The 14,767-nt window shown below is 67.3% G+C and carries 13 protein-coding genes and 2 pseudogenes; 8 read left to right on the forward strand and 7 right to left on the reverse strand.

What is annotated here, in order from left to right:
* Positions 1-83: 83 nt before the first annotated feature.
* From BLU17_RS18810 to BLU17_RS18825, 4 genes are all read right to left on the reverse strand, one after another.
* Positions 84-416, reverse strand: a complete 333-nt coding sequence (locus BLU17_RS18810) for a DUF4148 domain-containing protein (RefSeq protein ID WP_091999516.1) — start codon at positions 414-416, stop codon at positions 84-86.
* Between the two features lie 177 nt (positions 417-593).
* A complete protein-coding gene (locus BLU17_RS18815; RefSeq protein ID WP_425434105.1) occupies positions 594-1,163 on the reverse strand; it encodes a chromate transporter in 570 nt (189 codons plus the stop codon).
* On the reverse strand, positions 1,160-1,732 hold the full coding sequence (locus BLU17_RS18820) for a chromate transporter (RefSeq protein ID WP_091999519.1): 573 nt from the start codon (positions 1,730-1,732) through the stop codon (positions 1,160-1,162). The genes BLU17_RS18815 and BLU17_RS18820 overlap by 4 nt, the downstream gene beginning before the upstream one ends.
* 27 nt (positions 1,733-1,759) lie before the next feature.
* Entirely contained in the window at positions 1,760-2,212 is a 453-nt protein-coding gene (locus tag BLU17_RS18825; protein ID WP_091999522.1) for a MarR family winged helix-turn-helix transcriptional regulator, read from the reverse strand.
* Positions 2,213-2,612: 400 nt separating this feature from the next.
* Here BLU17_RS18825 and BLU17_RS18830 point away from each other — a divergent pair, with 400 nt between their 5' ends.
* Positions 2,613-3,689 carry an extracellular catalytic domain type 1 short-chain-length polyhydroxyalkanoate depolymerase gene (locus tag BLU17_RS18830; protein ID WP_091999525.1) on the forward strand — a complete coding sequence of 359 codons (1,077 nt, stop codon included), beginning with the start codon at positions 2,613-2,615 and terminating at the stop codon, positions 3,687-3,689.
* A 98-nt stretch (positions 3,690-3,787) separates the two neighbouring features.
* Positions 3,788-4,006: a hypothetical protein gene (locus BLU17_RS33845; RefSeq protein WP_245746927.1), complete on the forward strand. Its 219-nt coding sequence runs from the start codon at positions 3,788-3,790 to the stop codon at positions 4,004-4,006.
* Here the strand turns inward: BLU17_RS33845 and BLU17_RS33850 are convergent.
* Positions 3,949-4,830, reverse strand: a pseudogene (locus BLU17_RS33850) (MFS transporter); the annotation flags it as partial. The gene BLU17_RS33845 and the pseudogene BLU17_RS33850 overlap by 58 nt on opposite strands.
* A 94-nt stretch (positions 4,831-4,924) precedes the next feature.
* Positions 4,925-5,164: pseudogene (locus BLU17_RS34410) on the reverse strand (hypothetical protein); the annotation flags it as partial.
* A gap of 337 nt (positions 5,165-5,501) precedes the next feature.
* Between BLU17_RS34410 and BLU17_RS18840 the strand changes: the two are divergent.
* The 6 genes from BLU17_RS18840 to BLU17_RS18865 all read left to right on the forward strand — a co-directional run bounded on the left by BLU17_RS18840 (position 5,502) and on the right by BLU17_RS18865 (position 13,687).
* Entirely contained in the window at positions 5,502-6,377 is an 876-nt protein-coding gene (locus BLU17_RS18840; protein ID WP_091999528.1) for a LysR family transcriptional regulator, read from the forward strand.
* Between the two features lie 72 nt (positions 6,378-6,449).
* The gene (locus tag BLU17_RS18845; protein WP_091999532.1) at positions 6,450-7,700 is read left to right on the forward strand and encodes a DUF1479 domain-containing protein; all 1,251 of its coding nucleotides are present in this window, start codon (positions 6,450-6,452) and stop codon (positions 7,698-7,700) included.
* A gap of 69 nt (positions 7,701-7,769) precedes the next feature.
* Positions 7,770-8,846: a transporter gene (locus BLU17_RS18850; protein ID WP_425434106.1), complete on the forward strand. Its 1,077-nt coding sequence runs from the start codon at positions 7,770-7,772 to the stop codon at positions 8,844-8,846.
* 75 nt (positions 8,847-8,921) lie between these two features.
* A complete protein-coding gene (locus BLU17_RS18855) occupies positions 8,922-10,844 on the forward strand; it encodes a sensor domain-containing diguanylate cyclase (RefSeq protein ID WP_091999535.1) in 1,923 nt (640 codons plus the stop codon).
* Positions 10,845-10,969: 125 nt separating this feature from the next.
* Positions 10,970-12,583, forward strand: coding sequence for an EAL domain-containing protein (locus tag BLU17_RS18860; protein WP_091999537.1), 1,614 nt, complete (start codon positions 10,970-10,972; stop codon positions 12,581-12,583).
* A 144-nt stretch (positions 12,584-12,727) separates the two neighbouring features.
* Positions 12,728-13,687 carry an aliphatic sulfonate ABC transporter substrate-binding protein gene (locus BLU17_RS18865; RefSeq protein WP_091999701.1) on the forward strand — a complete coding sequence of 320 codons (960 nt, stop codon included), beginning with the start codon at positions 12,728-12,730 and terminating at the stop codon, positions 13,685-13,687.
* A gap of 37 nt (positions 13,688-13,724) precedes the next feature.
* On the opposite strand, the gene BLU17_RS18870 is transcribed toward BLU17_RS18865, so the two are convergent.
* A complete protein-coding gene (locus BLU17_RS18870) occupies positions 13,725-14,669 on the reverse strand; it encodes an ABC transporter substrate-binding protein (RefSeq protein WP_091999540.1) in 945 nt (314 codons plus the stop codon).
* Positions 14,670-14,767 lie beyond the last annotated feature (98 nt).

Below are 14,767 nucleotides of genomic sequence, written 5' to 3' on the forward strand. Positions count from 1 at the left end.
GGGCAGCGTCGCAGGAAAGCGTGCGAAAAGCCCCGCTCGTGGCGAGCGGGGCGATTGACTTCGGCGGGGCGCGCAGCGCGCTTTCAGCTACCGGAATACAGGTTGCAGAAGCTCACCGGTCCCACACACGCCGTGCGCGGCGCGCCGGCGTCGCTCGTGCCCTGCATGGGCGCGCCCATGCCGTCCCGCTGTTGCTGCGCCTTGGCGCGCGCGGCCTGCTGTGCGAAAACCGGGCTCACGTCGGGATACGAGCTGTCGGTGACGTATTGCGAGCCGTTGGCCTGCGCTTCGATCAACTGCTCGCGCACCTGGGCACGCGTGAGCCCCTGAGCGGATGCCGTCGTAAAGGCGCCGATGGAACCGAGAACGATCAGCGAAGCAGCAAGCGAGGGGAAAAGCGGGTGGCGGATATTCATTTCGAACTCCTGAGTAAATAGCATGGTTCGGCGACCGGTCGAGGTCCGGTCGATTCGATTCAATTCAATTCAATGGAGACTGCAATGGGTATACCACCGCAGGCGGGTTGCTATTCCCGTGGAGTTTGTAACGGCGGCGCGCGTTCGCGCTTCGTTGCGCTTCTTCGCGCGTCGTGGTCAAGCGAGCTGCACCTGCAGCCAATGGGGCAGATCCGCACCGACGAAGCTGACGCCGAACAGCGCGAGCGCGCCCGCCAGCAGAAGCGCGAGCGGACTGATGCGCGTTCTGAGCAGCACGCACAGCGAGATGACGGCAATTGCCTTGGCGGGGAGGCCGCCGTTCAGCGACTTGAGCAGCACCCAGCCTGCCGCGAGCATCATGCCTGCCGCGATGGGGCGCAGGCCGCGCTCGAGCGCCAGCTGCCACGCGGCGCCCTGATAGCGGCTCCAGACATGCGTGACGCCATAGATCAGGAAGCCGGTCGGCAGCAACAGCGCGGCGGTCGCGACGAGTGCGCCCCAGAATCCGGCAACCTGCCAGCCGATCAGCGTGACGAGCAGCGAGCCGGGCCCCGGCGCCATGCGCGAGATCGCGAAGTCGGCGGCGAATTGCGCATGCGTCATCCACGCGTGCACTTCGACGACCTGGCGCTGGATTTCGGCGATGATCGCCTGGCCGCCGCCGATCGTCACGAGCGAAAGTGGCGCGAAGATGGCGGCGAGCTGACCGAGCAGGCGCATGTTCATCGCCTACCCCGGCGGATCGCCACGTATTCGTAGATCACGCTGACTCCGCCGCCGACCAGGACCACCCAGACGAGCGGCAGACGGAGCATGCCGATCGCGACAAAGGTCGCCACCATCAGCAGCAACGGCAGCACTTGCCGGCGGACGCGCCTCGCGGTGACGACACCCATCGACAGCGACAAGCCCGTGGCCGCGGCGGCGGCGCCGGCAATCAGCACCTGCGTAAGGGGATGGAACAACAGCGCGCCGATCAGGGTGCCGAGCACGACGATCAGAAACGCCGGCGGCACCACGATGCCCGCCACCGCGACGGCGGCGCCGCGCCAGCCCAGCAGGCGGTGGCCGATCCAGATGGCCATGTTCTTCACGTTGATGCCGGGCAGCGCCTGGGAGATGGCGAGCCCGTTGAGAAAGTCTTCTTCGCTGATCCAGTTGCGATTCTGGACGAATTCGCGCAGCAGCCAGCCGCTCAACCCGCCGCCGAAGCTCGTCAGGCCAATGCGGCTGAAGATCAGAAAGAGTCCGGGCAGCGTGGGGCGCGGCGAGGCGTGGGGCGTGGAGTCGGTCACGGCAATGGCAGAGGGTCGAAAACGCCGCTAGCGGCCTTGAACATGCTTGATGAGATTCTCGCGCAGCGAGACGATCTGCTTCTGGAGCTTGGCGAATTCGTTCGCCGCCAGCGCGGTTGCGTCGGTGAGGTCCATTTTCAGGCATTTTTCGCGCAGACGCCGGCCGCTCTTCGTGAGACTCACGCGCACCTGGCGCTCGTCTTCAGGGTCGCGCCGTCGTTCGACATAGCCCATTGCCTCGAGTTTCTTGAGCATCGGCGTGAGCGTATTCGATTCGAGGAACAGCTTCTCGCCAAGGCCGCTCACGGTCTGGGCATCCTCTTCCCGGAGCGCCACGATCGCGATGTATTGCGAATAGGTGAGGCCAAGCGCTTCGAGCATTGGCTTGTAGGCCTTGCCGAACGCCAGGTTCGTCGAATAGACCGCAAAGCACAGGAAGTCGGAGAGCGGCATCTCCGCAGGTCGATCGGTTGGTTTCATCGAATCCTCGTTGCGCCAGGGAGGCGGGTTGCAAGGCGGCATCTGTATCGCATGCGATTATATCGCGATAGAGGGAAACACACCTGCCGCTCCTTTAGCAACTCTGCGCAGGAAGTTCATATTGGATGCGATGTAATCGCATCCGTTGAATGGTGGCCGCGGCGAATTCCCATGTCGAGCGTACAGGATTAAATCGCGTGCGATATGTCTGCTGCAACAATGAAGGGCCATATCGCATATGGCTCAGCGTCGGCATGAGGGTTGCGTGCTCACGCAAAATCCAGCGCGAGGCGAGAGCCGCTATGATGATCGGGCTGGCAGCGCCTCGAACGCTGTCTTCACGCTGTCCGCCGCGTGGCTCCTGGCGCGACGTGAACAAAACGCCTTGCCGCCATTGCTCATGCCCAGGAAAAAGACCAGCGTCTGGTTCAAAGGCCTCGAACTGCTCGAGCGGATGGGCGGTGCGCGCCCGAAGAAAAAGGCCGGCTCGCGCAAGGCAGGGCCGGTAAACGCCGCATCGGTGACGAAACCCGCGAAGCGCGCCGCGGTGAAGACCGCCGGGCGCGCGCCGCCCGCGAGCACGGCGGGCAACTGGATTCGTTCCTATCATTCCGCGCCGCCGGTCGCCGGGCGGCTCGTCAACCATCTCGCGTATGCGCTCTATGTGCCGGCCGGCGCGACTAGCGGCACGGGCATGCCGCTAGTCGTCATGCTGCACGGCTGCAAGCAGACGGCCGAGTCGTTCGCTGCCGGCACGCGCATCTGCCGGCTCGCGGATCGCTCGGGTTTTGCCGTACTGCTTCCCGAGCAGGCGAAGACGGCGCACGCGCAGCGGTGCTGGCACTGGCATGGCGATCACGCACAGTCCGAGGCGCCGGCCATCGTGTCGCTCGTCGATGCGATCGTGCGCGCGCACGGGTTCGACAGCGCGCGCGTCTACCTGGCGGGCATCTCGGCCGGCGCCGGTCTCGCGGCCGTGCTCGGCATGCGCTATCCGTGGCGCTTCGCCGCGCTCGGCCTGCACTCCGGACCGGTTTTCGGCGCCGCGAGGTCCACGATGACGGCCATGAACGTCATGCGCCACGGCAGCCGCGAAGATCCGGTGAGCCTGATCGAAACCGCCGTCGACGTGCCGGCGCATCCCGGCATGCCGACCGTCATCGTGCAGGGCGAGGTCGATGCGGTCGTGGCGAAGCGCAACGCCCTGCAACTCGGCGTTCAGTTCGCGCGCGTCAATCGGCTGCTTGATGCGCAAGGTGTCTTGCGCGTCGGAGAAATCCGGACCTATAGCCGCGACGCGGTGGCGTACACCGACTATGTGAAGTCGGGCCGGCTCGTCGTGAGGCTCTGTCTCGTTCGGGGGCTCGGGCATGCTTGGAGCGGCGGCGACCCGCGCGAGCCGTTTCATTCGGAGCGGGGGCCCGACGCCACGGCGATGATGTGGCAGTTCTTCCGGCGTCAGCGTCGAAGCTCGTGACGCGAGCCGAGGCAATCGGCGGGCTGCACGCGGTTTTAGCCCTCGCTGGCGCGGCGCACTCGCGCCGGAAGCCGCATCGCTGCCGCGAAACACAGCAGATGGAGACCGCAGAGCGTTGCGAAAGCCGGCAGGAATTGCTGCGGCTGTGCGCCAGAGGAACCCGGCACGACCCGCGAACAGCGATGGAGACGAGCGTGGTCGCGACCGGACCGCCCGTTCTTTGCGCGATGTTCAATGCCGTGTTCGCCGCGGGAAGCCGCGCTTTCGGCATCGCCGCATACGCGGCCGAAATCGAAGGAATGCTGATGGTTCCCTGACCCGCGCCGGCGAGGAACAGGCTGACCAGCGCAAGGCCGGTGGAAAACGCGTGGCCCGTCATCCACAGGAACGGTATCGTGGCGAGCAGGGCCAGTAACGCGCCGCCCGCAGCGAGCGCGCGGCAGCCGAGGCGCTCGGTCAGGAAGCCGATGCAGGCGAACGAGCCCATCATGCCCACGCCCGTGCAAGCGAGGAGCCAGCCCGCGCGCGCGGCGGAGAACCCGCAGGCGGCGATGAGGAATAGCGGAACGGCAAGCTGTCGCGCGTACAGGATGCCGTTGGCCAGAAACTGGGTGATGGCCGGGACCGCGAACTTCCGGTCCGCAAACATGCGCACGTCGATAAGCGCTGAAACTGCGTGGCGTAGCGAGTGCCGCACGAACGCCGCAAGCAGCGCGGTGCCGGCGAGCAAAAATACCGGGCCTGGCGGGCGGGGGGCGCTCTGGAGTCCGTAGACGAGCGCGGCCAGCCCTGGCGAGATCAACGCGAAACCCATGAAATCGAAACGGCGCCGCTGCGGCAGGCCGGGATCGGCTGGAGGCAGCCGGGCCGCCAATGCGACGCCGAGCATGCCGACCGGCACGTTGACGAGAAAGAGCCAGGGCCACGACGCGCGCGCGAGCACCGCGCCGGCGAGCACGGGGCCGAGGATGGGGCCGAGCAGGATGGGCAGGGTCGCGTAGCCCATTACGCGCTCGATATTCTTGCCCGCCACGCGGCCGATCATCATCTGCGCCATGGGCGCGAGCACGCCGGCGACGAGTCCCTGGAAGATGCGTGCGCCGATCAGTGCGCCCATGCCGTGCACCGCGGCGCACAGCATGGAGGCGAGCGTGAAAGTCGAGAAGGCGAACAGATAGAGAGAGCCGCTTCGCGCCGATGCGGTCCACGAGCCAGCCGTTGAGCGGCAGCATCAACGCCATGGCCAGCAGGTAGCCGCTTACGATCCATTGCGCCGTCGCGACCGGCGCGTCGAGCGCGCGGCCGATCGTCGAAAGGGAGACGGCGACGAGCGTCGAGTCCATCTGCGCCATGAACGAGCCGATGGAGACGACGGCGGCCACCTTCCAGACGGAAGGCGGAATCCGGCGGGAGGAATCGGCGTGCTCGCGTTGGGCGTCGGGGGCATGGGTGCGCGGCTGCATCTTGCGAAGCATGAAGACAAACAGCCGGACTTTCAAGCGTGCTCAGCGTGGCCCACGCTCGCGATAGACGACGGCAAAGCTCAGTGCAATCGAGCCGCGTCCCGTTCGTGGCGGGTCCTGCAGCGAAACGCCTGTAAAACGCGGGCGGCGCGCACGCGGCTCGCGGGCGCGAAACGTCTGCGGTTCGAGTTCAGGCGTGTCCGCCCGCGCGGGAATCCCTACGCGGCGTTCCGGTTTCTTTGAGGGCATGGCAGCTTTCCGGTGTCGTGCGACGGTGCATGCCCGTATTGAACACCGTAACGTTCGATCCGTAAAATGAATCGTTTGATCGATACGATAACTGAACAGAATGGAACTCAAGCTGCTGAAGTCGTTCTTGACGGTCGTCGAGTTGCGCCATTTCGGGCGCGCGGCCGACCTCCTGCACATGAGCCAGCCCGCGCTGAGCAAGCAGATCGGCGCGCTGGAGTCGAGCCTCGGCGCGAAGCTGTTCGAACGCGGTCGCCATGGCGCGGAACTGACCCGGTTCGGCGAGGACTTTCTGCCCGACGCGCGCTCGCTCGTTCAGGACGCCGATGAAATGCTCGCACGTGCGCGCGAGGCCGGCAGCGGCCGGCGCGGGCAGTTGCGCATCGGCATCTGCCTGTCCGTGCTGACGATCGCGCCGCGCATCATCGCCGACTTTCGCGAGCAGAATCCGGGCGTCGCCGTCTCGCTGAGCGATCTGCCTTCCGCCGAGCAGACCCGCCGCCTTCAGGCCGGCAAGCTCGACGCGGGCTTCATGCGCGTCCCCGCGGGCAGCGGTCTGTCGTCGTTCGGCGTGGTCGACGAAAAGCTGGCGCTGGCGTTGCCGCCGGGCTTCGGGCGCGTGCGTCTGCCCGCGGACTTCGCGAGGCTCAACGAAACCGGATTCATCGCGCTGCGGCGCATGCGCGGCCCGGGGCTCGCCGCGCAAATCGACAACTGGTGCCAGGCGCGTCGCCTCGTGCCGAACGTGACGCAGCAGGCCGACGACGTGCAGTCCGTGCTGGCTTCCGTCGCGGCCGGAGTGGGCGTGGCGTTCGTGCCCTCGTGCGCGGGTCATCTGCTGCGCGATGCGGTCGTCGTGCCGCTGCACGGCAAGCATGCGAAATGGCGCGTAGGGCTCGTGTGGTCCGGTGCTCAAAAGAACCCCGTGACCGCGCGGTTTGTTTCGTTCGTGCGCACGGCGCTGGGCGGCGCCTGACGGGAAGCGTCCGCCAGGCGCTGCTAAATTACGTCATAGACAGTGTTTTGAACCGAAAAACTGGAGACAGACATGGCCGCCCTTGTGATCGACGATCTTCCCGCCGCCATCCGCCAAGCCAAGCGCACGCTGCGCGCGCAGTTGCCTCGCTATCGCGAGGTATTCGAGGACCTCGCGCGGGCCATCGGCGAGCAGGCGCGCAGCATTGCGCGTCAGCGCGAGGCGGGCGAGGCCGTGATCCCGGAGATCGCGTTCGCCGACATCGCCGGGCAGCGCGTGAGCGCAGAGGCGATCGCGCTCGTGAAAGCGCGCGGCGCCTGCGTGATTCGCCGCGTGTTCGACCCGGCGCAGGCCGCGCGCTGGGACGCCGAAATCGCGGACTACGTGGGGCGCAACGACCTGGACGCGCGTCTCGCGCATCGCGCCGAAGACCGTTATTTCGGCCAGCTCGAATCCAGCCGTCCGCAAATCTACGGCATCTACTGGTCGCGCGCGCAGGTGCAGGCGCGCGAGTCCGCGGAACTCACCGCCGCGCGCGTGTTCCTCAACCGCCTCTGGCGCCACGAGAGCGAAGGGCGCGTGCATTTCGACCCCGACGTCGTGCCCGTCTATGCCGACCGTCTGCGCCGCCGCCCGCCCGGCTCGGCTTCCCTCGGCCTTTCCGCGCATTGCGACGGCGGCTCCGTCGAGCGCTGGATCGACGGGAACTTCCGGCGGGTCTATCGCCACGTATTTTCCGGCGACTGGCGACGCTACGACCCTTTTGACGCCGCGTACCGGCCCGATGTGAACGAGATACCCTCGCCCGCGGTCTGCTCGATGTTCCGCACGTTCCAGGGCTGGACCGCGCTCACGCCGCAGGGCCCCGGCGACGGCACGCTGCAGCTCGTGCCCATCGCCAACGCCATGGCGTACCTGCTCTTGCGCGCGCTGCAGGACGACGTGGCCGAAGACGACCTGTGCGGCGCGATGCCGGGTCGCGCGCTGTCGATCCGCCCCGAATGGCACGCGCCGCTCTTCGAGGCGCTGACCTCGATCCCGCAGATGCAGGCCGGCGACGCCGTGTTCTGGCACAGCGACGTGATCCACGCGGTGGAAGACGAGCATCGGGGCAGCGGCTACAGCAACGTGATGTATATCGCGGCCGCGCCGGGCTGCGCGAAGAACGACGCCTATTTGCAGCGGCAACTGCCGAGTTTTCTCGAAGGCCGCAGTCCGCCCGACTTCCCCGGCGATCATTTCGAAGTCGATTTCGCGGGTCGCGCCGGGGTGGCCGATCTCACGCCGCTCGGCCGCGCGCAGCTCGGCCTGGCGAGCGGCTAGCACGCCAAAATGACGCCCGCATGTCGCCACCGCGATTCGCGCGCTTGCCTGTAAAAGCGCCCATATGGCATGCTGTGCGCCGATCAACCGGCCATGACGACCATGGATTTCGCTTCGTCCATCGCAACGTATGGCGCCGACCTGTCGGGCCTGGTTTGCGGCTTTCGCTTCACGCCCGGCCAGCCCGGGCAGCCCGTCACGTGCGACGACTTCCTCGACGCGCTGCAGCGCACCCGCGCGAGCGGCGAGCCGCCGGCCGCGGGCGACGACACGTTCTACTGGCTGCACTTCAATCTCGCCCACGCCGCGGCCCAACCGTGGATGCACGCGCATCTCGATCTGCCCGGCGCCTTCTTCGAGATGCTCGTGGAAGGTTCGCACTCCACGCGCATCGAGCACATGGACGGCGCGCTCTTCGCGGTGGTCAACGACGTGATGTTCGATTTCGAGCTCACGCCCTCGCAGATCGCCACGCTCTGGTCGTACACGCACGAGCGCATTCTCGTGACCGCGCGTCTGAAGCCGCTGCGCTCGATCGACCGCCTGCGCGGCTACGTGCGCAACGGCGAGACGTTCCGCTCGCCGGCCGAACTGCTCATTCACCTGATGCGCGACCAGGCCGACCTGATGGTGGAGATCGTGCGCCGCACGAGCGTGGACGTCGATCGCGCCGAGGACCAGTTTCTCGCCTCGCGGCGCTCCGCGAGCCGCCACGAACTCGCGGCCATGCGGCGCATTCTGGTGCGTCTGCAACGAATGCTCGCGCCGGAGCCCGGCTCGATCTTCCGATTGCTCGCGCGGCCGCCACGCTGGCTCCAGTCGCCCGACGTGCAGGATCTGCGCGAAGCGACCGAGGAATTTTCGCTCGTGCTCGGCGACATGGCCGGGCTCGTCGAGCGCATCAAGCTCCTGCAGGAAGAGATTGCGGCGCGGCTCGAAGAGCAGAACAACCGCACGCTCTTCACGCTCACGCTCGTCACCGTGCTCGCGCTGCCTATCAATATCGTCGCGGGTTTTTTCGGCATGAACGTAGGGGGCATTCCCCTGGCGGAGAATCGCCACGGCTTCTGGCTCATGGTAGTGCTGGTCGCCACTTTCACGGCGCTGCTGGGCTGGTGGGTGTTTCGCAGACGCGGCGATACCTGAAGCCTGCCGCGCGCCCCGCGGCGCAATTAGCGCGCTATATACTAGGCGCTCGACATTTCCGTTCGAGCGTGCGCCATGACCGTTCCCTCGCCGACGCCTGAGGCCGTTCCGCCCTCCAGCGAAGACGCGCATGCGCAAGCGGGGAGCCGCGTCGAAGAGGGCGGGCCGTCGCGCTCGCGTCTGCACGCGGTTGCGCACGGAGCAGGAACCGCGGACATCGATCATTGCGGCAAGCCCTGGTCGGCGGACCCGCTGCTCGACGGCCTGTTGCGCCTCGTTGCGGCGCATTTCGGCGTGGCGGCGGCGTGCCTCGTCCCCGGCGACGCGCCCGCCGGCTGCCTGGCCGGCGCGGGCGTGGACGAAGCGCTCTACGAAGCCCTGCGAATGCTCGCCCGCGCTCCGGCCGCGAACGACGCACGCGAGCCGCTCGTCGTGCAGGACATCACCGAACATCCGGCCTGGCGCTCCGTGCTCTCGCACGCGCATGCGCTGCCGTTTCGTTTCGTCGCCGCGTGGCCGATGCGCGGCGCGCAGGGCGAGCATGTAGGCGGCCTTTGCCTGATCGACCCTTCGCCGCGCGAACTCGATGCCGCCGCTCGCGCAAGCCTCGCTGACTTTGCGCGCGTGGCCGCGGCGCTGGCCGCGCGCCCTGCGGCGTGCGGCGTCCCCGCGCCTGCCGAAGACGAGCCCGCGCTGCGCGCCGAACTCGAAGCCCTGCGGGAGCGCGAGCGCCTGCTCGCGCACGCGATTGCGGGCAGCGGCACGGGCATCTGGGACCGCGACGTGGTGACGGGCGAGATCCGCTATTCGGCGGGCTGGAAGGCGATGCTCGGCTACGCGGAGCATGAGCTGACGAACCGCATCGAGGACAGCTATCTGCGCCTGCATCCCGACGACCGCGAATACGTGAAGGCCGCCATGCAGGCGCATTTCGAAGGCCGCACGCCCAGCTACGAGGTGGAGCATCGCATTCGCTGCAAGGACGGCCGTTACAGGTGGATCTGCAGCCGCGGCAAGGTCATGAGCCGCGACGCGCACGGGCGCGCGCTGCGCATGATCGGCACGACAACGGACATCACCTCGATGCGCGAGATGGCCGAGCGTTTGCGCGAGAGCGCGGCGCTCATCACGAACCTCACCAACGAAGTGCCGGGCCTCGTGTTCCAGCGCCGCCAACTGCCCGACGGGCGCGCGCTTTTCTCCTATGCGAGCGCGGGCATTGCGGAAATCTACGAACTGGCGCCGGAGCAGGTCGCGCACGACACGGCGTGCGTCGACGCGCTGATCCATCCCGACGATCTCGACGCGTGGCGCGCCTCGTTCGAGACATCCGCGGCGAGTCTCACGCCGTGGCACCTGGAGTTTCGCGTGCAACTGCCGCAGCAGGGCTTGCGCTGGCGCCAGGGCGATGCGCGGCCGCAGCGCCTCGCGGACGGCGCAACGGTCTGGCACGGTTTCATCACGGACGCGACCGAGCGCAAGCGCATCGAGGCCGAACTGCAGGAATTCGCGAGCACCGACAGCCTCACGCGCCTGCCCAACCGCCGTCACTTCATGGCGCGCATCGAGGCGCAGCTTACCCAGGCGCGGCGCGGCGGCTCCGGCGCGGCGGTGATGATGTGCGACCTCGATCACTTCAAGTCGATCAACGACCGCTGGGGGCATGCGATCGGCGACGAGGTGTTGCGCCATTTCGCCGAGATCCTGCGCACGCAGTTGCGCACGGGCGACCTGGCGGGCCGCATCGGCGGCGAGGAGTTTGCGATTCTGCTCGCGGCCGCCGACCTCGAAGGCGCGCAAAGCGCCGCGCGGCGCATTCAGGAGCGCTTTGCCGCGGAGCCGCTTGGCGTGGAGGGCGGCGCGGTCGTGCTCACCGTCAGCATCGGCATCACGCTCATGAGCGCTGCCGATCCGAGCGCCGAAGCCGCGCTGACGCGCAGCGATTTCGCGCTCTACCGCGCAAAAAAAGGCGGCCGCAACCGCATCGAATGCGCGTGAGGCGCCGCCACGTTAGCTGACGTTGATGCGCACGCGGCAGCGCGCAAGCCCGCGACGGGCGCCTTGGTGTATGTTGGCGTCATCCCGTCGTCGCCGTCCCTGGCGGACCTGGTGCGGAGAACGCCTTGCCCGAAGTCTCGCCCAACACTGGCGCGACCCGCTCGCGAGTCGCGCGCCTGCTCGCGCTGCTGGTCGTGGCGCTGGTTCCGCTCCTGCTGTGCGTGGCGCTGGGGCGGTACGAGGCCGAGCGCATCTCGCGGCGCGAGGCGGCCCTCGCTTCGGCGGTCATCGTCGGGCAGGTCGTTTCGATCGTCGAAGCCGCGCAGGGCGCGGCCCGCACGTTCGTCTCGCGCGTGGGCGAGCCGTGCGAGCAGCTATCGGCCGGTCTCACGCTCGAGGCCGCCAACGTGCCCTACGTGCGCACGCTCAACATTCTCGATGAGGACCGCGTCGACTGCTCTTCGGCGCTCGTGCAGCAGCCGATTCCCGCCCGCGGCCTGCTCGACGGTCACGCCCGGGTGCCGGGCGACGAGTGGCTGAGGTTCGTGAACAACACGCCGATGGTGCACAATCGCCCCTCGCTGCTGGTCGGCATAACGGGCGGGGCGGGGCGCGCGGCCGTGGCCGTGGTGGACGCACAGTATCTGCTCGACCTGCTGCACGGCGCCGCGCCGCTCACGATGTTCCGCGAGGCCGAGCTGAGCGTTGGCGGGGGCGTCGTGCTGCGCGAGGCCCAAGCCGCCGTAAGGGATGCGCCGCTGCTGGCCGATGTGCGAAAGCGCGTGTCGGGCGCCACGATCGAGCTGAAGATGTATGGGCGGCCCGAACGCATTCGCGAAACCGGGGCCGGGCTGCTGTTGCGCTACATGCCGTGGGCGGCCGCGCTTTCCGCGCTGCTCGTCTGGCTCGTGCGCCGTCTGCAGCGAAGCGGGCAGTCGCGCCGCGATCAACTGCTGCGGGCCATACGCGCCGACGAATTCCACGTCGAATACCAGCCGCTCTACGGCGTGGCGAGCGGCCGGTGCGACGGCGTGGAGGCGTTGCTGCGCTGGGTGCCGCCAGGCGCAGGCGCGATGCGCCCCGACGAATTCATTCAGGCCGCCGAGGAAGAGCACGTGATCGTGCCGCTCACGCAGCATCTCCTGAAGCTCATCGCACGCGACGTCGCCACGTGGGACGTCGAACCGGGCTTTCATCTCGGCATCAACTTCGCGCCCGAGCACCTTTCCGGAGTACAGCTCGTAGGCGACGTGCGCGCGCTGTGCGCCGTCGTGGTGCCGCGCGGCATACAGGTCGTCCTCGAGGTCACCGAGCGTACGCTCGTGCGTAACACCGGGCAGGCGCGCAGCAATCTGGAGGCGCTGCGGCGCGAGGGCGTGGAAATCGCCATCGACGACTTCGGCACGGGCTATTGCGCGCTCTCATATCTGGAAAAATTTCCGTTCGACATCCTGAAGATCGATCGCGGCTTCGTGCTCACGATCGACCCCGAAGACCATCGTGCCGTCGTGCTCGACTGCATCATCGATCTCGCGCATAGCCTCGGAGCGGAACTCGTGGCCGAAGGCGTCGAAACGCAGGCGCACCTCGACTACCTGTGCGTGCGCGGCGTGACGTACATACAGGGCTTCGTCTATGCGAAGCCCATGCCGTCCGAAGCCTTCATGCGCTGGTATCGCGCGAACGGCGCGCGGGCCATCCAGCACGCCAAGGACGGCGGGCGCGCACTGAACGCCTGAAGACGCGCGCAAGGGCATTCCCGCCTGCGTGATTTGCTTAGCGCGAAACATCGGTTCTGCGAACGCGTGCGCGCCGGTAGCATCGGTGGCTCGATGGCCGCGCCGTGTGGGCGCGCGCCCAACGCCAGAACGGACCACCCGACGATGACCCGCGCCACGCACTATTCCCGCCGAAACTTCCTTGCCACACTGGGCGCGACGCTTGCCAGCGCGGCTTTGCCCGCCACCGCGTTTGCGAACTTTCAGCCCGACCAGTTCCGCATCGGCTACCAGAAGGCCGCGAGCACGCTCGTGCTGCTCAAGGCGAACGGCACGCTCGAAACGCGCCTCGCGCCGCTCGGCATCAAGGTGACGTGGACCGAATTCCCGGCCGGCCCGCAATTGCTCGAGGGGCTGAACGTGGGCGCAATCGATTTCGGCTATGTGGGCGAGGCGCCGCCGGTGTTCGCGCAGGCGGCCGGCGCCGACTTCGTCTATACGGCGTATGAATTGCCCACGCCGCATGCCGAAGGCGTGGTGGTGGCGAAGAACTCGCCGATACGCGACGTGGCGGGCCTCAAGGGCAAGAAAATCGGCCTGAATCGCGGTTCGGACGTGCACTGGTTTCTCGTCGCGCTGCTGCAGAAGCACGGGCTCTCCATCGGCGACGTGCAGCCCGTGTATCTCGCGCCCGCCGATGCGCGCGCGGCGCTGCAAAGCGGCGCGCTCGACGCCTGGGCGATCTGGGACCCGTTCCTCGCTGCCGTCGAATCGCAAGACGGCGCACGTCTGCTAGCCGACGCGAGCGGCGTGGCGAGCCATCATCAGTTTTTCCTGAGCCAGCGCGAATTCGCGCAAAAGCGCAAGGACGCGCTGGCGATCGCGATGGACGAACTCGGCAAGACAGGGCAGTGGGTGCGCGCGAACACGGCCGCCGCCGCCGCGAAGCTTGCGCCGATCCAGGGGCTCGACGCGGCGACGATCCAGACCGGCCTCACGCATTACGCGCACGAATACCGGCCTGTCGACGCCGCGGTCATCGCGCAGCAGCAGATCGCGGACACGTTCTACGACCTGAAGATCATTCCGCGCCGCGTGGTGACGAAGGAAGCGGTGCTCGCATAAGGCCGGCAAGCGCGGCGGTTCGTCAGGATGCCCAAGCTCAGTGCGGCGACGACCAGCCCTTGTAGCTGCTCACGTTGTCGCGCGTGACGAGCTGCGGCGTCATTTCGATCATCGCATTCGCGGGCTTCTTGCCGTTCATGATCTCGTAGCCCACCTGCACGGCGGTCTGCGCCATCTTCCACGGGTCCTGGCTTGCCGAAGCCTGCACGAGCGTGTCGGTCTTGAGCGCCGTTTCGATATCGGGCGCGCCGTCCACCGATGTGATTACGATGTTGCTGCGATGCAGTTGCTTCGCGGCGAGGTCGCTGCCGATAGCCTGCGGATCGTTGATGGCAAAAAGGCCGTCGAGCTTCGGGAAACGCGTGAGATAGCCCTGCATCGCGTTCATGCCGCCTTCGCGCGAGCCCTTGCCGTCCTGGTCGTCGGAGAGGATCTTGATGCCCGGCGACTTCGCGAGCACCTGCTTGCAGCCGTTCACTCGGTCGATCACTGCTGAGACCTGCGGCCCGTTCTGGATGATGACGTTGCCCTTGCCGTTGAGCTTCTTCGCAAGGTACTCGCACGAAATCGCGCCGGCTTTCACGTTATCGGTCTGCACGGTGGCGTTGGCGCCCGCGGCGCTCACGTCCACGGCCATCACCACGATGCCGGCCGCCTGTGCCTTTTTCACCGCCGGCTCGATCGCCTTCGGATCGGTGGCGTTCAGCAGGATCATGTCAACGTGGGCCGAAATGAAGTTGTCGATCTGCGTGAACTGCTTGTTCAGGTCGTAGTCGGCGGAAACGGCCGTGACCTTGGCGTTGGGGTTGATCTGCTTCGCTTGCGCTTGCGCGCCCTGCACGATCGTCACGAAGTAAGGATTGCCAAGCGAACCCACGGTGATGCCGATCGACTTGAGCTGCTTGTCGGCGGCATGCGCGCCTTGCAGCGCGAAACCGAGCGAGAGGGCGGCAGCGGCGAGAACGGCTTTCTTCCTGAACATGAGGTTGTCTCCTGAGGGGTCCTGTCTGGATGCTTTCCCGGCGGGAGCAGGAGGACCGCCTGCTCCCGCGCTGGTTGCCACATTCGTTGCGGGTTGCG

Source organism: Paraburkholderia lycopersici (genome assembly GCF_900096975.1).
Classification (GTDB): Bacteria; Pseudomonadota; Gammaproteobacteria; order Burkholderiales; family Burkholderiaceae; genus Paraburkholderia; species Paraburkholderia lycopersici.